This is a genomic window from uncultured Pedobacter sp. (assembly GCF_913776295.1).
In the GTDB taxonomy this organism is placed as follows: Bacteria; Bacteroidota; Bacteroidia; order Sphingobacteriales; family Sphingobacteriaceae; genus Pedobacter.
Map to the genome: position 1 here is coordinate 26,189 of NZ_CAJYOJ010000086.1, position 18,259 is coordinate 44,447.

General features: G+C 38.9%; 21 protein-coding genes. 6 read left to right on the forward strand and 15 right to left on the reverse strand.

Features of this window, described 5'->3' with window-relative positions; translation table 11 throughout:
- Positions 1 to 115: 115 nt before the first annotated feature.
- The 13 genes from QZ738_RS20240 to pdxA all read right to left on the reverse strand — a co-directional run bounded on the left by QZ738_RS20240 (position 116) and on the right by pdxA (position 11,343).
- Positions 116 to 502: a type II toxin-antitoxin system VapC family toxin gene (locus QZ738_RS20240; RefSeq protein WP_293790047.1), complete on the reverse strand. Its 387-nt coding sequence runs from the start codon at positions 500 to 502 to the stop codon at positions 116 to 118.
- Positions 502 to 711: a DUF2281 domain-containing protein gene (locus tag QZ738_RS20245; protein WP_293790049.1), complete on the reverse strand. Its 210-nt coding sequence runs from the start codon at positions 709 to 711 to the stop codon at positions 502 to 504. Before QZ738_RS20245 ends, QZ738_RS20240 begins: the two co-directional genes overlap by 1 nt.
- An 87-nt stretch (positions 712 to 798) precedes the next feature.
- Positions 799 to 2,433 (reverse strand): M28 family peptidase, encoded by a 1,635-nt coding sequence (locus tag QZ738_RS20250; RefSeq protein WP_293790052.1) that lies wholly within the window; start codon positions 2,431 to 2,433, stop codon positions 799 to 801.
- Positions 2,434 to 2,459: 26 nt separating this feature from the next.
- On the reverse strand, positions 2,460 to 2,897 hold the full coding sequence (rpiB, locus tag QZ738_RS20255) for a ribose 5-phosphate isomerase B (RefSeq protein WP_293790055.1): 438 nt from the start codon (positions 2,895 to 2,897) through the stop codon (positions 2,460 to 2,462).
- A gap of 45 nt (positions 2,898 to 2,942) precedes the next feature.
- Positions 2,943 to 3,824 carry a twin-arginine translocase subunit TatC gene (tatC, locus tag QZ738_RS20260; protein ID WP_293790057.1) on the reverse strand — a complete coding sequence of 294 codons (882 nt, stop codon included), beginning with the start codon at positions 3,822 to 3,824 and terminating at the stop codon, positions 2,943 to 2,945.
- A 332-nt stretch (positions 3,825 to 4,156) separates the two neighbouring features.
- Positions 4,157 to 5,497: an acetyl-CoA carboxylase biotin carboxylase subunit gene (gene accC, locus QZ738_RS20265; protein WP_293790059.1), complete on the reverse strand. Its 1,341-nt coding sequence runs from the start codon at positions 5,495 to 5,497 to the stop codon at positions 4,157 to 4,159.
- Between the two features lie 116 nt (positions 5,498 to 5,613).
- On the reverse strand, positions 5,614 to 6,090 hold the full coding sequence (gene accB / locus QZ738_RS20270; RefSeq protein ID WP_293790062.1) for an acetyl-CoA carboxylase biotin carboxyl carrier protein: 477 nt from the start codon (positions 6,088 to 6,090) through the stop codon (positions 5,614 to 5,616).
- A gap of 170 nt (positions 6,091 to 6,260) precedes the next feature.
- Complete coding sequence (locus QZ738_RS20275; protein ID WP_293790065.1) at positions 6,261 to 7,259, reverse strand: beta-ketoacyl-ACP synthase III; 999 nt, start codon at positions 7,257 to 7,259, stop codon at positions 6,261 to 6,263.
- An 18-nt stretch (positions 7,260 to 7,277) separates the two neighbouring features.
- Positions 7,278 to 8,216: a phosphate acyltransferase PlsX gene (gene plsX, locus QZ738_RS20280; RefSeq protein ID WP_293790068.1), complete on the reverse strand. Its 939-nt coding sequence runs from the start codon at positions 8,214 to 8,216 to the stop codon at positions 7,278 to 7,280.
- 100 nt (positions 8,217 to 8,316) lie between these two features.
- On the reverse strand, positions 8,317 to 8,508 hold the full coding sequence (rpmF, locus tag QZ738_RS20285) for a 50S ribosomal protein L32 (protein ID WP_025143959.1): 192 nt from the start codon (positions 8,506 to 8,508) through the stop codon (positions 8,317 to 8,319).
- 15 nt (positions 8,509 to 8,523) lie between these two features.
- Positions 8,524 to 9,054: a DUF177 domain-containing protein gene (locus tag QZ738_RS20290; protein WP_293790071.1), complete on the reverse strand. Its 531-nt coding sequence runs from the start codon at positions 9,052 to 9,054 to the stop codon at positions 8,524 to 8,526.
- A gap of 150 nt (positions 9,055 to 9,204) precedes the next feature.
- Positions 9,205 to 10,047 (reverse strand): sulfurtransferase, encoded by an 843-nt coding sequence (locus QZ738_RS20295; protein ID WP_293790074.1) that lies wholly within the window; start codon positions 10,045 to 10,047, stop codon positions 9,205 to 9,207.
- Positions 10,048 to 10,263: 216 nt separating this feature from the next.
- Complete coding sequence (pdxA, locus tag QZ738_RS20300; protein ID WP_293790077.1) at positions 10,264 to 11,343, reverse strand: 4-hydroxythreonine-4-phosphate dehydrogenase PdxA; 1,080 nt, start codon at positions 11,341 to 11,343, stop codon at positions 10,264 to 10,266.
- A 154-nt stretch (positions 11,344 to 11,497) separates the two neighbouring features.
- Here pdxA and rsmA point away from each other — a divergent pair, with 154 nt between their 5' ends.
- Together rsmA and QZ738_RS20310 are read left to right on the forward strand one after the other, a co-directional pair.
- Complete coding sequence (rsmA, locus tag QZ738_RS20305; RefSeq protein ID WP_293790080.1) at positions 11,498 to 12,283, forward strand: 16S rRNA (adenine(1518)-N(6)/adenine(1519)-N(6))-dimethyltransferase RsmA; 786 nt, start codon at positions 11,498 to 11,500, stop codon at positions 12,281 to 12,283.
- 376 nt (positions 12,284 to 12,659) lie between these two features.
- Positions 12,660 to 13,256, forward strand: coding sequence for a thioredoxin family protein (locus QZ738_RS20310; RefSeq protein WP_293790083.1), 597 nt, complete (start codon positions 12,660 to 12,662; stop codon positions 13,254 to 13,256).
- 132 nt (positions 13,257 to 13,388) lie between these two features.
- Here the strand turns inward: QZ738_RS20310 and QZ738_RS20315 are convergent, their stop codons facing one another.
- The gene (locus QZ738_RS20315) at positions 13,389 to 13,670 is read right to left on the reverse strand and encodes an ATP-dependent Clp protease adaptor ClpS (protein WP_025143968.1); all 282 of its coding nucleotides are present in this window, start codon (positions 13,668 to 13,670) and stop codon (positions 13,389 to 13,391) included.
- Between the two features lie 214 nt (positions 13,671 to 13,884).
- Here QZ738_RS20315 and QZ738_RS20320 point away from each other — a divergent pair, with 214 nt between their 5' ends.
- The 4 genes from QZ738_RS20320 (at position 13,885) to QZ738_RS20335 (ending at position 17,615) form a co-directional block, all read left to right on the forward strand.
- A complete protein-coding gene (locus QZ738_RS20320) occupies positions 13,885 to 14,931 on the forward strand; it encodes a 3-oxoacyl-ACP synthase III family protein (RefSeq protein WP_293790086.1) in 1,047 nt (348 codons plus the stop codon).
- A 282-nt stretch (positions 14,932 to 15,213) separates the two neighbouring features.
- Complete coding sequence (gene dtd, locus QZ738_RS20325) at positions 15,214 to 15,666, forward strand: D-aminoacyl-tRNA deacylase (protein WP_293790088.1); 453 nt, start codon at positions 15,214 to 15,216, stop codon at positions 15,664 to 15,666.
- A 91-nt stretch (positions 15,667 to 15,757) separates the two neighbouring features.
- Positions 15,758 to 17,299, forward strand: a complete 1,542-nt coding sequence (locus QZ738_RS20330) for a glycosyltransferase family 39 protein (protein ID WP_293790091.1) — start codon at positions 15,758 to 15,760, stop codon at positions 17,297 to 17,299.
- Entirely contained in the window at positions 17,289 to 17,615 is a 327-nt protein-coding gene (locus tag QZ738_RS20335) for a nucleotide pyrophosphohydrolase (RefSeq protein ID WP_293790094.1), read from the forward strand. The genes QZ738_RS20330 and QZ738_RS20335 overlap by 11 nt, the downstream gene beginning before the upstream one ends.
- A 30-nt stretch (positions 17,616 to 17,645) precedes the next feature.
- Here QZ738_RS20335 and QZ738_RS20340 read toward each other — a convergent pair whose 3' ends face one another.
- Positions 17,646 to 17,948: a DUF4286 family protein gene (locus QZ738_RS20340; RefSeq protein WP_293790097.1), complete on the reverse strand. Its 303-nt coding sequence runs from the start codon at positions 17,946 to 17,948 to the stop codon at positions 17,646 to 17,648.
- Positions 17,949 to 18,259 lie beyond the last annotated feature (311 nt).

Sequence of the window (18,259 nt, forward strand, 5' to 3'; positions counted from 1 at the left end):
AACAACAAGTGCTTTTAGTTTGGTGTTACTTCGTTAAAAACCAAAGATAGGAAACCCTATTGAGTTTATTTTTTGAAAATTGGAACAAAAGAAATTATTGCAAGGCAAAATGCTTTTACCAGATTACCTCTGGTATATATTTTTTAGCTATTTCATCGCTTGAAATAAAATCCAAGCCGAATTCGATGCTAGTTGCAATAGTAATTCTATCAAAAGGATCGCGATGTAGAAATGGTAAAGATTTAAGTGTTTTTAATATTTCTATATCTATTGGAAGAACCGTAATATTAGTTTCATTGCATGATTCAATTAGTTCATCTAATGAATAATCTAATTGAAGTTTACCTATTGATTGTTTTATTGTGATTTCCCACAAACTGGCAATACTTAGATAGAGGTTAAGGGTTGGATCTTCTAAAATGTTTCTTGCCCTGTTAGATAATGCAATATTGTCGTCCTGCATCCAAAGTAAAATGTGTGTATCAAGTAAATACTTTTTCATTACATGTAATCTTTAAATTCATCTAATGGCGCATTAAAATCATCACTCATTTTCATTTTCCCCTTAAGTAAGCCAAGTTTTCTATGGCTTTTAATTGCGTTTTTTTGGGAGACTTTTTTTTGCAGAATAAAATCAATAAAGTCTTCTACCTCTTGCTGGTAGGCAACAGGGATCATTTTAATTTTTTCTAAAATATGCAATTGATCCATAAACTCGTTTTATCAAAAATAACATTTTAAGTTTGGAATACACGCAAAAAAGCCCCAACATTTAGTTGAGGCTTACTATTTTGAACATTATTTCTTTGGATTTCCTTTTCCGTCCATGTCTACAACCGGACGCTTGGCTCTGTTGGCAAGTTCCCATGCGGTAAAGTAGGTGAGTTTTGCTCTTTTTGCCAGTAAAGGGAAGTTGATTTTGCTTACTTCATCACCTGGTTTATGGTAATCTTGCTGTAACATTCCATCATAATAAAAAATAATCGGAATGCCTAATTTAGCAAAGTTGTAGTGGTCTGAGCGATAATAAATCTGCTCAGGATCTTTAGGGTCGTCATATTTATAATCCAGTTTCATTTTGGTATAAGTAGCATTTACCTGCTCACTTAAATTAGCCAGATCGCTACTTAACATCCTTGAGCCTACTGAATAGATGTAATTTGCTGAATCAGGTTTGCCCAGATACTCTTCACCGGTACGGCCAATCATGTCGGTATTTAAATCGGCAATGGTATTGGCAACCGGAAAAACAGGATGCTCAGAATACCATTCAGAACCCCAAAGGCCTTTTTCTTCTCCAACCACAGTCATAAATAGTATGCTGCGTTTAGGACCTTTGCCTGCTTTTTTTGCATCGGTAAAGGCTTTTGCCATTAGTAAAACACCGGTAGTACCTGATCCATCGTCATCGGCACCGTTGTTTACTTTATCTTTTGCATTAGGATCAGTTTCTAAACCAATATGATCGTAGTGACCGGTTAAGATCAATACTTCTTTTTTAAGTACAGGATCTGATCCTTCTAAGTAACCCAAAACGTTTTCACACCTAACTGACGCTTCGTTTTTGGCAGCACTTGCCGAAAAAGGAACATTTAGTATTTGTGAAGCAGGGGTAAGGCTTTCAGTAATTTTCTTTTGTAAATCGGAAGCTGTGGTGTTTGCCGGTTTCAACAGGTCGTTGGCTAAGGCTACAGATATAGAAATACGTGGTATCTCATTCTGTTTTTGAGCCTCAATAGCCGCATTTGTTTTGACCATTACACGGCCGTTATTTTGTGCCTGTTTAGTATTTTCAGTAATTCTATCTACAGCAGGGTCGATCAGGATAATGGCCTTTACATTGTTATCGGCAAAATATTTTGCCCTGCTTTCCAGCATGGCACGGTAAGCGGCCCTATCCACGCGGGTACCTGGTTTGATAGTAGGATCGCCACCGTTAAACATCATTACTACTTTGCCTTTAATATCTGTTCCTGCAAAATCGTTGTAGCTATCTTTTTTGATCCCGTAACCAATAAATACAATCTGATCAGTAGAAAAAGTAAAGCCGTTATCGCTGATTAAGCTTGGCGAAACAACATAATCTTTCTGATATTCTTTTGGTTGGCCGTTAACGGTCACATGACTTTCTTTCAAAGTAACATTTACCAGGTTAATTTTCTGGAAATAACTGCCATTAACCGGACCCTTTAAGCCAATTGATTTAAAATAATCACGGATATAATCTGCAGCCATCCAGGCACCTTTTGTTCCTGTCTCGCGTCCTTCATATTCGTCTGATGCTAAAATTGAAAGGTGCTTATAGGCATTATCTGGATTAATGGCCTTGCTAAATTTAATAGCGTCTTTATTGGCAGGTAATGGTTTAATCTGGCTAAAACAACTTGCGGTAACAAGTGTGGCCAAACTAAGGGTTAAAAATTTTTTATTCATAATATTTATAGTTAGTTGCGGTCTGATTAGCAAGAAATCTTTTCAACCCGATTTTGGTGGCGGCCACCTTCAAATGCCGTGGTTAAAAAGGTTTTCGTAATTTGTTCGGCTTCATCTACCGATACAAAACGGGCGGGTATACACAGCACATTAGCGTTATTATGCTGGCGTACCAATGAAGCCACTTCGTTTTTCCAGCACAGGCCTGCTCTTATACCCTGATGTTTGTTGGCTGTAATGGCCACACCATTGGCCGAGCCGCAAAGTAAAATACCATAGGTAAATTCTCCATTTTCTACCGCGCTGGCAACAGGATGTGCAAAATCAGGATAATCAACTGAATCTGCCGAATAAGGTCCAAAATCTTTTACTTCGTAATCCTGCAAAAAATCTTTTAATATTTCTTTGTATTCGAATCCGGCATGATCCGCGCCAATAGCAATTTTTATTTTTGTATCAGACATTGTCAAATGTATAGAGAATTGTGAATCCTATTCGTAATGTTTTTGTTAGTTTGCGTAAAATGCAGCTTCAGCTTTTTTCTTTTTCCTCTCGATGTAAGCTGAAACAAAAATACTCAGCTCATACAATAAGAATAATGGAGTAGCTACGATCAACATCGTCATGATATCTGGCGTAGGGGTTACAATTGCCGCAATAATTAAAATAATAACGGTGGCATACCTTCTGCTGGCACGCATCAGTTTTGGGGTCATCAAACCAAGCTTTGAGAGGATGAAAATGATAACCGGAAGTTCGAAAATAATTCCTGTACCCAAAGTAAGGGTTGCAACTGATGAAAGGTAGGAATCAACCGTGAAAGTATTTTTGATTTCGGCGCTAACGGTATAGCCGGTTAAAAAATTAACAGATAGCGGGCAAACTATAAAATAGCCAAAAAAGATACCGATAATAAACAATAACGATGCAAAAAATACAAAACCGCTTGCCGATTTGCGCTCATTATCGTGCAGAGCAGGTTTAACGAAACGCCAAATTTCCCACAAGAGATAAGGAAAGCCCACCACGATACCACACATTACACAAATATTTAACTGAAGGTTAAACTGGCCGGCCATTTCGGTATTGATGATTTCGCCATTGATCTTGGTGATACACATATCCTTACCTAACGAGGGAAAATGCTCTACCAGTTTACACATCATTCTGTAGGTCCAAAAATCAGGTTTTTTAGGTCCAAAAATTATTTTATCCAGAATCTCTTCATTGAAGTAAAAAGCGATACCCGTAAAAACGGCAATGGCAATTACGGCTCTGATTAAATGTTTACGGAGAACATCCAGGTGATCGAAAAAAGACATTTCTGCCTCTAAATTGGTGCTCTTTTGACCGATAGCTTTTGTAAGTAAAGTTTTTTTTATGTCGCTCATGTTGAAAACAAAAATACCATTCTATTTGAATAGAATGGTATTTACGTGTTAAATATAGAAATAGTTTAGATTATTATGAGAAATGGGGTTAAAAATAGGAGTCTTGTAAAGCTGTCATTTCTCTGTTTAAATACTTTCTTTGGTAATTTAGTTATCCTTTGGCTATCTCATCAAAAGCTATCTCGTTTACAGAAGTCGTGTTGCAATTTTTTTCGAGACCTACAATTAATGTTTCCATAAATCAAATTTACTGAATAAATTTAATTCTTTGGCAAAGAAAAATCCCATTCTGTTTTACCAAAATGGGATTTAAATTTTATAGTAATTTCTAATTATTCAGAAAACTCAAATGTTTCCATAAATTTCGTAGTGAAATTTCCTGCTCTGAAATTAGGATCTTTCATCAATTGTAAATGGAAAGGTATGGTGGTTTTGATGCCTTCAATTACAAATTCGCTTAGAGCACGCTCCATGGTACAAATGGCTTCTTCGCGGGTTTGCGCCACACAGATTAATTTTGCAATCATTGAATCGTAGTTAGAAGGAATTGAATATCCAGCGTAAACATGAGTATCTACACGAACGCCATGGCCACCTGGTGAATGAAAATTCGTAATTTTTCCTGGAGACGGACGGAAATTATTTGCCGGGTCTTCAGCATTGATACGGCACTCGATTGCATGCATTTCAGGAGTATAGTTTTTACCTGAAATCGGAATACCGGCAGCCACTTTTATCTGTTCTTTAATTAAATCGAAGTTGATTACCTCTTCTGTAACCGGGTGCTCTACCTGGATACGGGTATTCATCTCCATGAAATAGAAATTACGGTGTTTATCAACCAAAAACTCAATAGTACCTGCACCCTCATAATTTACAGCCATGGCACCTTTAATGGCAGCCTCGCCCATTCTTAAACGCAGTTCTTCGGTCATAAAAGGTGAAGGAGATTCTTCTACCAGCTTTTGGTGACGGCGTTGAATTGAACAATCGCGTTCTGACAGGTGACAGGCTTTGCCAAATTGGTCGCCAATAACCTGTATTTCAATGTGGCGTGGATCTTCGATGTATTTTTCTAAATATAAACCATCATTACCAAATGCTGCACCAGATTCCTGACGGGCACTATCCCAGGCGTTTTCGAAGTCTTCATCTTTCCAAACTACACGCATACCGCGGCCACCACCACCGGCAGTTGCTTTAAGGATAACCGGATAGCCCATCTCATTGGCAATGGTAATACCCTCTTTAACACTGGTAAGTAAACCCTCCGAACCCGGAATGGTTGGAACACCAGCATTTTTCATGGTTGCTTTAGCCGAGGCTTTGTCGCCCATGTCGTTGATCTGCTCTGGCGTGGCACCAATAAATTTGATGTTATACTCTCGGCAGATGCTTGAAAATTTTGCGTTTTCAGATAAGAAACCATAACCTGGGTGTATAGCATCCGCATTGGTTAATTCTGCCGCAGAAATAATATTTGGAATATTTAAATAAGAATCTTTACTAGGTGGCGGGCCAATACAAACAGCCTCATCAGCAAAACGTACGTGCAAACTCTCGCGATCTGCTGTGGAATAAACTGCAACCGTTTTGATGCCCATTTCCTTACAGGTACGGATAATACGCAAAGCGATTTCACCCCTGTTGGCAATAAGTATTTTTTTAAACATAATTTTACCTTTTCTGATTACACCGATTTTAATGATTATACAGATTTATCCGGTAAATCATCACCACCCTAATCAACTGTAATCGGTATTATCGAATTAATCTGTGTAATTAATAACTAAATAGGTTCTACTAAAAATAACGGTTGGTCGTATTCTACAGGTGATGCATTATCAACTAATATTTTAACGATTCGGCCTGAAACTTCACTTTCAATCTCGTTGAAAAGTTTCATTGCCTCTATAATACAAACTACTTTACCTGCGCTGATTTCATCCCCAACATTAACAAACATCGGTTTTTCAGGGCTGGCTGAACGGTAGAAAGTACCAATCATTGGCGATTTGATCGTAATGTATTTTGATGTGTCTTCTGCAACAGGTACAGCTGGGGTTGCTGCAGCAGGAGCGGTAGGAGCTGTGGCAACAGGAGCAGCAGCCTGTACAAGCGGAGCCTGTGGTACGGTAGCATGCACAACTGTTGGTGCCTGGTTTGTTTTGATCGTGATTTTGAAGTTTTCTTGCTCAATAGCAACTTCATTTACTCCAGAACGAGAAACAAATTTAATCAGTTCCTGTATTTGTTTGATATCCATTTTTTAAGCTTTTATGTAAAAAATAGTGTTTATTGAATTAACTAAGTTATACTTTTTTTGTTTTATTTTCTTTGCAACCGTTTTAGATTGATGGTTTAATAACTGATCGTTAACAGTGGTGATGTTTATCAGGCAACTCATTAACGCACAACTCCAGGTGCTCAGATCAATTACTCAGAGTCGTAAGCCCATTTAAGATACACCGAACCCCAGGTAAAGCCACCGCCGAATGCAGCTAAAACGATGTTATCGCCTTTTTTTAACTTGCTTTCCCATTCCCATAAACATAAAGGAATTGTTCCGTTGGTTGTGTTGCCATAACGTTCGATGTTGATCATTACCTTATCGGTAGTAACTCCCATGCGGTTAGCAGTAGCATCGATGATGCGTTTATTAGCTTGGTGCGGTACTAACCAGGCCACATCATCGGCCGTTAAGCTGTTACGCTCCATAATTTCGGCAGCAACATCAGCCATGTTGGTTACCGCAAATTTAAATACGGTAGGTCCTTCCTGATGGGCAAAATGTTCTTTTGCATCGATGGTCTCGTGGGAAGCAGGTTTGACAGAACCACCCGCCTTCATGCCCAGAAAATCTCTTCCGGAACCATCTGTTCTTAAAATAGAATCCTGGATACCCAATCCTTCTTCATTTGGTTCCAGTAAAGCACAGCCACACCCATCTCCAAAAATGATGCAGGTGGTACGGTCTTCATAATTGATGATTGACGACATTTTATCGCCACCAACTACCAAAACTTTTTTATGCCTTCCTGATTCGATAAATGATGCACCTGTAGAAAGACCGAATAAAAAACCAGAACAAGCCGCCTGTAAATCGTAACCCCAGGCATTGGTAGCCCCAACTTTATCAGCTAAAACATTAGCTGTTGCGGGGAAAGTAAAATCTGGAGTTGTAGTACAAAAGATAATCAGTTCGATCTCTTTTGCGTCAATTCCTCTCTTTTTAAGTAGGCCGTTTACCGCATGAACAGCCATATCAGAAGTACCTAAACCTTCGCCTTTTAAAATTCTACGTTCTTTAATTCCCGTTCTGCTGGTAATCCATTCATCCGAAGTGTCAACAATGGTTTCTAACTCTGCGTTTGTAAGCACATAGTCGGGAACATAACCATTTACTGCTGTGATAGCAGCGTGAATTTTACTCATTTTAAAAATTTTAATAAATTATTTAAATGCCATTCTAATTTTTTCTACCAATCCGGTAGTAATCATTTCTCTGGATTGTAGAACCATATTTTTAACGGCCAGCGGACTGGAAATTCCATGTCCGATAACAACAGGAGCATTAACACCTAGCACGGGGCTTCCGCCATATTGTTCATAATTAAAACGATCGAAAAATTCATCTTTTAATCCCTTTTTGATGGTAAGTACGTAAAACGATTCGGCTAATTTTAGCATCACATTTCCGGTAAAACCATCACAAACAATTACATCGGCTTTATCGTTAAATAAATCCCGGCCTTCCACATTTCCGACAAAGTTGAAGAGTCTGGTTTCTTTCATTAACGGAAAAGTAGCCATGCTTAGCATATTTCCTTTTTCATCTTCTTCACCAATATTCATCAGGGCAACTTTAGGATCGTTGATCTGCAAAAGATTTTCTGCATATAAACTGCCCAGAACACCAAATTGTAATAGAATATCAGGTTTACAGTCGGCATTCGCGCCTACATCTAACAATAGGCCTGTGCCACCTTTAATTTTCGGAAGAATGGTACATAAACAAGGGCGGATAATGCCCGGAATGGTTTTAACGCTAAAGACTGCGCCAACCAACATGGCTCCAGAGTTACCAGCACTTGCAAAAGAATCGATTTTACCTTCTTTTAAAAGGTTAAAACCAACTGCTATGCTCGAATTTGGTTTCTGAACGATTGCTTTGGTGGGATGTTCGCCCATACCAATTACTTCATCAGTATGAACGTATTCAAAATGATCCGGATTAAAACCTTCTTCTGCAAGAATGGGTTTAATCTGTTCGGTATCGCCAATAAGAACTAAATGCTCTCCGGCGTTAAGCGATTGATGAGCAGCTATTGCTCCCAAAACAATTGCTTTGGGAGCATAGTCTCCGCCCATTATGTCGAGGCCTATTTTCATAGAAAAAATCTGTTTGTGTTAAGTCAGGTGTAATCCTGAATTTTCAGTTGACTAAGGTATGACTAAAGCCGCTGAAAACACAAACAATTTTTTAAGAAAATTACCCTATCTGAGTATTTTCGATAACCAGTTTGCCGTTGTAGTATAAGTTACCATCAACGTTGTAAGCACGGTGAGGTACGTGGATAGCACCTGTTGCCGAGCATGTTGCTAAAGAAGGAGTAACCGCTTTATAGTGTGTTCTTCTTTTATTTTTTCTCTGTTTCGAGATTTTCCGTTTTGGATGTGCCATTGGTGTATAATCTAATTATTTTTTTAACTTATTAAGGGCTTCCCAACGTGGGTCGCTTGTTTGTTCATTTTCTTCAGCCTGGTTTTTGATCGATAATTGATTTAAACGATCGACCATCTCCTGGTCACAATCTTTGCCTGCCTGTTCGCAGTTTTTGATATAAGGTACCGCAACATTAATCATTTCGTATAAAGGACCGGATATATCAATCTCGGTTTCTTTACGGCTTAGCGAAATAATTTCTTCATCATCACTCTCCAGCTCATCTTCAGCAAACTTTACAATCTGCCTTTCGTAAAGACTTATCGGCAATGGAAATTCAGATAAACATTTGTCGCAATCTAAATTAACTGTACCGATAACCTTGAATTTTAGCAGTAACATGGTCTCTTGTTTCTCAAGTTCCAGGTCTACGCTTAAATTCCCACTCTTAATTAACGAATACTCAAATGCGTTAAAAAAGCGATCATCAAGCTCATAATCAAACTGATGAGTTCCCAATTTTAAGCCGGTAAACGGTAATGAAAATTGTTTTAATGGGTTCAAAGTACTGTAAAATTTTAGCCTGCAAATGTAGGGATAAAATATTAGATTAAAAATGTTTTTTTAAAAATTGTTGATGTTAACTCTTGATTTTTAGGCCTTATAGGATTTCCAGTTAGTCGGTTAGTCGGAATTTGTATCCTGATCAAACAATTACTGATTTGCCAGCACCATTTCCTTATTGTTTCTACTCCACTCACTCCAGGAGCCAACATAAAGTTTCGGGATGGGTAAACCAGCATAATCCATAGCTAAAAGGGTATGGCAAGCGGTAATGCCTGAGCCACAATGTACAATCACATTTCCAGGCTTCACATGTGCCAAGGCTTCTTCGTATTTTTCTTTTAATATTTCAGGAGTCAGGAAAACTCCGGATGCGTCTAGATTCTCGGTATAAGGAATGTTGATGGCACCGGGAATATGTCCGGCGATTAAATCTATTGGCTCGGTAAGGCCGGCAAAACGATTGGCATCGCGTACATCAATCACCATATAATCGTCGGTTTTGGCTACTTTTTCCACTTCATCAAGATCTGACAGCGGTAAACCCCATGTTTTTACTAAGTAAGGCGCAACAGATTTTGGAATTTCTGCTTTATCAGTGGTTGGGAAACCTGCTTTAACAGCCGCCTGAAAGCCTCCATCAATTACCTGTACTTTTTCATGGCCTATAGCCTTTAACATCCACCATAACCTTGCTGCTGCGTTACCGCCGTTTTTATCGTCATAAACGATAACATGGCTATATTCGGTAATCCCGAGCCTTTGTAATACAGCAGAAAACTGCTCAGATGTTGGTAGGGGATGGCGCCCGCCAATGGCGAAATCGCCTATATTGGCTAAATCTTCGTTTACATCGGCAAAAAATGCTCCTGCTAAGTGTTGTTCATCATACCTGGCTTTTGATCCTGCACTGGCATCGATAATGACGATTTCGTCATCCTGGTTTAGCCAGGTTAGTTCTTCGGGTTTTATGATGGGTGATAGCGAATTCATTTTATCGTTTTATAATTCCTGAAATTTTGGGTTTGGGCTTGCGCTTAAGCACTTTGTCTTCTGACTCTCTACTTCAGTCTACATTCAAAGATTTCTCCGTGAGAGCTAAAGGACAACTCTTATTACGGCATCTAGTCTTTAAGCATCATGTCCTCCGACCTCTGACTTTCGGACTTCTGACTCTGCTCTTTAGTTCTTTTAAAAACCTTCCACCTTTTAAGAAGCATCATCCTTGATATCAAACTGCGTTTCAACTACTTTTCCGCCTGAACGCAATTGATTGCCCAGCATTTCCTCCTGCTCGCGACGATTTTTAACAATGTGGATGGCCGAAAACAGGGCTTCGGTAAACGAAGTCGAATCAGCTAAATTTTTACCTGCAATATCATAACCTGTTCCATGATCGGGAGAGGTACGCACAAAGTTTAAACCAGCGGTATAGTTTACACCGTTATGGAAAGCTAGCGTTTTAAAAGGAATTAAGCCCTGGTCGTGGTACATGGCCAATACGGCATCAAATTGTTTGTAGCTACCGTTACCGAAAAAGCCATCAGCAGGATAGGGGCCAAAACAGATAATGCCTTTATCATAAGCTTCCTGAATGGCTGGCGAAATAATTTCAGCTTCTTCTGTACCCAACAAGCCATTATCACTGGCATGTGGGTTTAATCCCAGAACAGCAATTTTGGGTTTTTCAATCCAAAAGTCTTTTTTTAAACTTTCGTTAATCAGTTTTAATTTATTTAAAATTTTATCTTTTGTAATGGCCGCCGGAACATCTTTTACCGGAATGTGGCCTGTTACCACACCAACACGTAAATTTTCGCTGATCAGAAACATCAGCACATCTTTACTGCTGCTTTTTTCCTGTAAATACTCGGTATGGCCGGGAAAGGAAAAAGTTTCTGACTGGATATTATGTTTGTTAATGGGAGCGGTTACCAAAGCATCAATATCGCCGTTCACCAGGTCGGCTGTTGCGCGTTCTAATGATAAAAGGGCATATTTTCCGCCTGTTGCCGTAACCTGGCCCAATTCGATTTTTACATCTTCTTCCCAGCAATTAATCATATTTGCCTTTTTAGGCATCGCCTGGCTGGCCTGGCTAACTACATTAAAACTGAAATCGCCCAGATTATTCGCTTTCCTATGAAAAGATGATATCTTGGTATGTCCATAAACAATTGGGGTACAATAATTTAAAATGGACGGATTGGATAATGTTTTGATGATTACCTCTAAACCTATGCCGTTTACGTCGCCTATACTGATGCCAATTTTAAGTTTATTGCTCATAACTACTGGAAAATTTTAGCGCAAATTACTGATTTTAGCTTAAACCCTTTAAAAAAAATAAAACCGCAATGCGGGCAGATTGATCTGTAAAGAAATAATAAGCCTATCTTTGCTCACAATTTTAATTTTAAAATCCCCTTCAGGGGCACGGGGTATGAGTTTAGTAAAAGCAAAAAAACATCTAGGGCAACATTTTTTAACCGATAAAGGCATTGCCAACCGCATTGTTGAGGCTTTGGTGAATACCGATAAGTATGATCAGGTTTTAGAAGTAGGCCCAGGGATGGGAATCTTGTCCGATTTTTTGCTGCAACGTACAGATTTAACAACTTATCTGATTGATATTGATACTGAATCTTTCCATTTTCTGAACGAAAAGTATCCGCAATTAGGCGATCGTTTAATTAATGGCGATTTTTTAAAACTTGATTTTGATGCTATTTTTCCATTTCAGTTTGCCATCATCGGTAACTTTCCTTACAACATCTCCTCGCAGATTTTATTTAAGATTTTAGATAACCGCCATAAAGTTGTGGAAATGGTGGGCATGTTCCAAAAAGAAGTGGCACAGCGTTGCGCGGCACCGGCGGGCAGCAAAGAGTATGGCATTTTAAGCGTCTTTCTACAGGCTTATTATAAAATCGAATATCTGTTTACGGTTAAGCCAGGTACTTTTAACCCACCGCCGAAAGTGCACTCAGCAGTGATCCGCTTAACAAGAAATGACGTTGAGACGTTAAATTGCGATGAAAAGTTATTCTGGCGGATAGTTAAGGCCGGTTTTAACCAGCGCAGAAAAACCTTACGCAATGCGGTTTCTGCAGTGATGCCAAAAGATAAAATGGACAATCATATCTACTTTGAGAAACGCGCCGAGCAGTTAACCGTTGCTGACTTTGTAGCCTTAACGCAACACGTAACTCAGTTGATGGCGGTCTGATCAGCAATAATTTGTGGAACTTATTTTTTGAAAAGCAGGCTCCGGTGCATTTCGGTTTGGGTAGCCCCGTTTTCCGTTTTACTCCTCCCGGTGAAACCAATTAAAACAATAAATCCGTGTTTAAACCGGGAGTCGTGCTCACTCCAACCAGGTTTATTTAACCTCCGGTACTGCGATAAACCAGGTTGATGTTCTTGTTGCCCTATCAACCGCAATTAAGAGATTCCTCAGTGCTTTCTTAATGACGGGGTGAGAGAAAAGCTAGGATCTGTGTCATGCCAAAACCGGTGTAATTACCCGCTAGTGCTTTCTTGCAAAATCATGATGATTTTAAACTGATTTCTCCTTTCCTTTGCGCTGTACTTTTAAAAATCTTATGATAAATTATCGCGAAATTTTCGAACAGGGCATGGATTATCAAACCTACCGGGCATTGGTTGATCAACTTCTGCTGGAGGGAAAGGCTACTGGTGATGTAACCTACGATCTGCATTATACTAAGATGAATGTGCAGCGAATGAGCCGCGTAGATAAAACGATTAGCTTAAACGATGAGCTGACCTCTGCGATCGATCATCTTAAGGAAAATTATAAATTCCTGGTGATTACTGAAGGCTGGTGTGGCGATGCTGCTCAGATTGTTCCATTGTTCCATAAAATTGCAACAGCATCTTTAGGTAAAATTGATCTGAAATTTGTACTCAGGGATAAAAATCTCCCATTGATTGATGCGCATTTAACCAATGGGGGTAGAGCAATTCCAATTTTAATTGTTTTGAATGAATCAGCAGATCAGGTTTTGGCAACCTGGGGACCAAGACCACAAATTTTACAGGAGCTTTTAAAAGATTGGAGAAAAGAAAGCAATGAAATGCCGATTTTGGCAGAAAAACTTCATGGCTGGTATGCGAAAGATAAAACGCAAACTACACAAGCCGGGTTGAATGCGCTTTTGAGAGGATTGGAAGGGTAATATTATAAGTTCTTTTTATACGGTCGTCACCCTGATCGGATAGCCATCGGATTTATTTCAGGGTACCCTTCCTAAACTAAATGCTGAAATGAATGCAGCATGAGGTTACTGCAAAATAAAAACTCCTCTTGTTTAGTCAACGGAAACTGTCAAACCCTCTTGTTGCAAAATTTTGCGATATACCTCCATTTCGGTAAAAGATCCTTCCAAAACAGGGCATTTACCTTCATTATGCACTTTCCATGCAATTTTTTCGGCCTGCGATTCGTTATAATCCAGATATTTCATCATGCAATAAATTACATGATCGAAAGTATTGATATCATCATTCCACAAAATAAGGCGATGTACGGTTTTTAAGGAAGTTAAAATTTCTTCGAGCGTAAAGGTCTCTTCTTTGGTTTCTGTAGACATGGTGCAAAAATAACTATTTTTACTTAAGATGTAATAGGTAAAATGGATGATTACCTGACTTATATCTAAATATCTCGTTCTGGATTTATATTCGCAGCATTTAATCAATTATGTTTTAAATTAAAGAAGTCCATACAACCTCTTACATCGTACATTTTACATATTCTTCCATCTCTTTTAATACATTTGTTAATCAACTAATATAAACACGAGCATGCACCAATCTAAAATTGCAGGAATAGGTTACTACGTTCCGAAAAATGTGTATACAAATAATGACTTAAGCCGGTTTATGGATACCAATGATGCCTGGATCCAGGAACGTACGGGTATTAAAGAACGCCGTTTTGCCGATCGTAATGAAGAAACCACCACTACCATGGGTATTGAGGCGGCCAAAATTGCAATCGAAAGAGCCGGGATTACCAATAGAGATGTCGATTTTATCGTTTTTGCTACGTTAAGTCCTGATTATTATTTCCCGGGATGTGGCGTATTGTTGCAGCGTGAAATGGGTATGGGCGAAATAGGTGCTTTGGATATCCGGAATCAATGTTCAGGGTTTGTATACGCGCTTTCGGTAGCCGATCAGTTTGTGAAAACAGGCATGTATAAAAATGTGTTGGTGGTAGGAAGTGAAAAACATTCTTTCGCCATGGATTTCGAAACCCGTAGCCGTAATGTATCGGTAATTTTTGGTGATGGTGCCGGTGCGGTTGTATTACAGCCTACGGATGAAGCTGGAAAAGGAATTTTAAGTACCCATTTACATAGTGATGGTGCCGATGCCGAAATTCTGGCCATGTATTACCCAGGTTCCCATGCCAACAAATGGTTGAAAGATAAACCAGCCTATCCGGAACAGGAATTGGGCGGATTATTTATGACACCTGAAATTTTAGAAAGCGGTGCTGCCTTACCTTATATGGATGGCCCATCGGTTTTCAAAAAAGCGGTAGTGAAATTTCCAGAGGTTATAAAAGAGGCTTTGGCAGCAAATCATTTAACTGAAAAAAATATCGATCTGTTGGTGCCGCACCAGGCAAACCTGCGCATCAGTCAGTACGTACAGCAATTACTGGGATTAAACGACGATAAGGTATTTAACAATATTCAAAAATACGGCAATACCACAGCTGCTTCTGTTCCAATTGCCTTATGCGAAGCCTGGGAGGCGGGTAAAATCAAAGATGGCGATCTCGTTTGCCTTGCTGCTTTCGGATCGGGTTTTACCTGGGCCAGTGCGCTGATCAGGTGGTAGGCTTGAGGTTTAGGGTTTAGGGTTTAGGGTTTAGGGTTTAGGGAAAATAGCAAGCAAATGAGGGTAAAATAATTAAGGATAATAGTTATTATACATACAATATTCGAGGAGTGTTTTATTGCTAAAATAATCAGTTTCTGTTTTTGTTAAGGTAATCCGTTCTTCAATAAAAAAAAGCAGGGTAAACAAGGCATTTTTGCTTAGGCCCGAAGAATAGAATTACAAAAACGACTAAAATACCTATCTTGCACGTATAATTGATTTGAGTAAAAATAGTATAAAATGCGGGCAGTTTTACAAAGAGTTACGCAGGCCAGTTGCACAGTAGATGGTGACGTAACTGGAGCCATTAAAAAAGGCTTTTTAGTGTTATTGGGTATTGAAGATGCAGATACTGTAGAAGATTTAGAATGGTTGGCGCAGAAAATTATCGGCATGCGTGTTTTTAGTGATGAAAGCGGATTGATGAACAAGGCACTTGCCGATGTTGGGGGTGATATTCTATTGATCAGTCAGTTTACCTTATTTGCTTCTACCAAAAAAGGAAATCGCCCGGGCTTTACAAGGGCAGCCCGACCGGATGTAGCAGTTCCACTTTATGAGAAAATGATTGATAAACTCTCGGTGCTATCGGGGAAAAAAGTGAAAACAGGGATTTTCGGTGCTGATATGAAAATAACTTTATTAAATGATGGTCCGGTTACGATTGTAATTGACACTAAAAATAAAGAATGATTGAAATTTGATAGTTCTTGCATCACTAATTCAGCAACAAACCGTCAGGTCATCATTAAATCCAGCGATTAAGATCAGAACTCAAGTTGATATGAAGGATCAAAATCCTAAACAGCCGGCGGAATACATTAGCCTGGTGTCTTTTCTGATTTTAAAGGTAGTTTTATCTTTTGTGCTGGTTAATTCGATGTACGAATTACATCGCGATGAATTTCTGCATTTAGATCAGGCAAACCACCTCGCCGCGGGCTTTACCTCTGTTCCTCCGCTAACGTCATTGTTTTCGTGGCTGATTAAAGCTTTTGGCAATAGCTATTTTATGGTAAAGCTTATTCCTGCATTGTTTGGTGCCTGCACCATATTTTATTGCTGGAAAATTGTCGATTTTTTAAAAGGAAACTTGTTGGCCAAATGTCTGGTTGCTGTAGCTTGCGTCTGTTCTTCTCTGCTCAGGTTAAATACGCTATACCAACCAAATTCTTTTGATGTTTTAGCCTGGACGGCTATATTTTATTATCTGTTAAAATATTTCGATAAAAATGAAGCCAGATACCTTTACGCTTTTGCTGTTTTTGTAGCGCTGGGTTTCTTAAATAAGTACAATATTTTATTTTTGATCATGGGTTTGTTACCTGCCATCATCATTACACCAAACCGGAAAATATTTACGGATAAAAGCCTTTATGTGGCTATTTTATTGGCGCTTGTCATAATTTCACCTAATGTGATCTGGCAGATTAGCCATCACTTTCCGGTACTCATCCATATGAAGGCCCTGCAGTCTACCCAATTGGTGTATGTAAACCGTATCGATTTTTTTATCGGGCAGTTCCTCTTTTTTATCAGCTCTATTTTTTTCCTCTTGGCCGGGATCGGGAGTTTAATTTTTTATAAAGAATTCCGGAAATACAACTGGATTATTTTTACTTACATCATAACCCTCCTCGTATTTAGCTATTTTAAAGCAAAAGATTATTATGCCCTGGGCTTATATCCCGTGTTACTGGCTTTTGGTGCTGTTTATTTAAGTCGGGTTTTAGCTAAAAAATATGTATTAACCGGATTGTTGTTTGTTTTTAACATAGGTTCGTTTATTTATCTGCTGCCACTTTTGATGCCGGTATACAGTTCTGCGCAAATTATCGCCCGTCATAAAAGGTTCGAACGGGTAGGCGCATTACGCTGGGAAGATGGAAAGAACCATGAGTTGCCTCAGGATTATGCAGATATGCAGGGCTGGAAAGAACTGGCTGCACTTGTTGATACCGCTTATGGAAAGGTTAAAGATAAATCTACCCTATTGATACGTGCCGATAATTATGGACAGGCAGGCGCAATTAATTATTATTCGAAGTATACAAATATCAATGCGTTATCGTACAATGCCGATTACATGTATTGGTTTAAAATGGATAAGCCGATAAAAGATCTAATTTTAATTGAATGGTCTGGTGATGAAGATCCCCAAAGGAAGAGAGAGCAACCATTATTTGATAAAATTACTAAAATTGGCGAATTGAAAAATCCTTATGCCAGAGAAAAAGGTGCGGCAGTTTTTTTACTGGAAGGCGCAAAAAAAGAAGTTACCGGTATCATAAAATCAGAAATAGAAGCAGAAAAAAATGACCATTAACGAAGTACAGGAAACAGTAGATAGTTGGATAAAAACCACAGGGATCCGTTATTTTAATGAATTAACCAACACCGCCATTTTGATGGAAGAAGTTGGGGAGGTGGCCCGGATTATGGCCCGTAAATATGGCGAGCAGTCGTTTAAAAAGAGTGATGAAACCGTAAATCTGGCCGATGAGATGGCCGATGTGATGTTTGTTTTAATCTGTTTAGCCAATCAGACCGGTATAAATTTAACCGAAGCTTTAGAAAAGAACCTGGAGAAAAAAAGTATCCGGGATGCAGACAGGCATAAGAATAACGAGAAGCTTAAATAAGTCCGAAGTCCCTAGTCGGGAGTCCGAAGTTTAAGCGACGAACTCCATTAAACTTCTATAGGCAACAAAGCGGTTTTTGAATTTTTCGTTTAATTCGGCCTGTAAAGCAGGTGCAAATGTTTCCTGATAGCTGTTGTAGTGATCTAATGTTTCTGCCACATACTGTGCGCAGTAGGTTACTCCTTCATTAGGCGAATCAACAACCTTTAATAAACGGTTGGAAACAAACATACCTGTAGCCATTACCTCTGGAATATGGATATCCTGCATCCACTGTAACCATTCTTCGGCTGCTGCATCTTCGAGGATGAGCGTAACATTATATAAAAACATGGTACAAAGATAACTAATATATAAATGTTAAAAAACCGATTAACCACCGTATAGTTTGCAATTCTCAATTTACAGTTACCAATGAACCAATGACCAATGAACTGATGATCTTTAATCGAACGGATGAGAATATGTAATTAATAGTTGGAAATAGGCCATTACTGGTCAATTGACCGGTTTAAACAATCAACCACCGTATAGTTTGCAATTCTCAATTTACAGTTACCAATGAACCAATGACCAATGAACTGATGATCTTTAATCGAACTGATGAGAATATGTAATTAATAGTTGGAAATAGGCCATTACTG

What these genes read in the sequence shown, in the direction of transcription:
- QZ738_RS20335 (WP_293790094.1), top strand. Translation starts at nt 17,289, where the DNA reads ATGACCATTAACGAAGTACAGGAAACAGTAGATAGTTGGATAAAAACC.
- QZ738_RS20320 (WP_293790086.1), top strand. Translation starts at nt 13,885, where the DNA reads ATGCACCAATCTAAAATTGCAGGAATAGGTTACTACGTTCCGAAAAAT.
- rsmA (WP_293790080.1), top strand. Translation starts at nt 11,498, where the DNA reads ATGAGTTTAGTAAAAGCAAAAAAACATCTAGGGCAACATTTTTTAACC.
- accC (WP_293790059.1), bottom strand. Translation starts at nt 5,497, where the DNA reads ATGTTTAAAAAAATACTTATTGCCAACAGGGGTGAAATCGCTTTGCGT.
- QZ738_RS20310 (WP_293790083.1), top strand. Translation starts at nt 12,660, where the DNA reads ATGATAAATTATCGCGAAATTTTCGAACAGGGCATGGATTATCAAACC.
- dtd (WP_293790088.1), top strand. Translation starts at nt 15,214, where the DNA reads ATGCGGGCAGTTTTACAAAGAGTTACGCAGGCCAGTTGCACAGTAGAT.
- accB (WP_293790062.1), bottom strand. Translation starts at nt 6,090, where the DNA reads ATGGATATCAAACAAATACAGGAACTGATTAAATTTGTTTCTCGTTCT.
- QZ738_RS20250 (WP_293790052.1), bottom strand. Translation starts at nt 2,433, where the DNA reads ATGAATAAAAAATTTTTAACCCTTAGTTTGGCCACACTTGTTACCGCA.
- tatC (WP_293790057.1), bottom strand. Translation starts at nt 3,824, where the DNA reads ATGAGCGACATAAAAAAAACTTTACTTACAAAAGCTATCGGTCAAAAG.
- pdxA (WP_293790077.1), bottom strand. Translation starts at nt 11,343, where the DNA reads ATGAGCAATAAACTTAAAATTGGCATCAGTATAGGCGACGTAAACGGC.
- QZ738_RS20330 (WP_293790091.1), top strand. Translation starts at nt 15,758, where the DNA reads ATGAAGGATCAAAATCCTAAACAGCCGGCGGAATACATTAGCCTGGTG.
- plsX (WP_293790068.1), bottom strand. Translation starts at nt 8,216, where the DNA reads ATGAAAATAGGCCTCGACATAATGGGCGGAGACTATGCTCCCAAAGCA.
- rpmF (WP_025143959.1), bottom strand. Translation starts at nt 8,508, where the DNA reads ATGGCACATCCAAAACGGAAAATCTCGAAACAGAGAAAAAATAAAAGA.
- rpiB (WP_293790055.1), bottom strand. Translation starts at nt 2,897, where the DNA reads ATGTCTGATACAAAAATAAAAATTGCTATTGGCGCGGATCATGCCGGA.
- QZ738_RS20240 (WP_293790047.1), bottom strand. Translation starts at nt 502, where the DNA reads ATGAAAAAGTATTTACTTGATACACACATTTTACTTTGGATGCAGGAC.
- QZ738_RS20295 (WP_293790074.1), bottom strand. Translation starts at nt 10,047, where the DNA reads ATGAATTCGCTATCACCCATCATAAAACCCGAAGAACTAACCTGGCTA.
- QZ738_RS20275 (WP_293790065.1), bottom strand. Translation starts at nt 7,259, where the DNA reads ATGAGTAAAATTCACGCTGCTATCACAGCAGTAAATGGTTATGTTCCC.
- QZ738_RS20245 (WP_293790049.1), bottom strand. Translation starts at nt 711, where the DNA reads ATGGATCAATTGCATATTTTAGAAAAAATTAAAATGATCCCTGTTGCC.
- QZ738_RS20315 (WP_025143968.1), bottom strand. Translation starts at nt 13,670, where the DNA reads ATGTCTACAGAAACCAAAGAAGAGACCTTTACGCTCGAAGAAATTTTA.
- QZ738_RS20340 (WP_293790097.1), bottom strand. Translation starts at nt 17,948, where the DNA reads ATGTTTTTATATAATGTTACGCTCATCCTCGAAGATGCAGCAGCCGAA.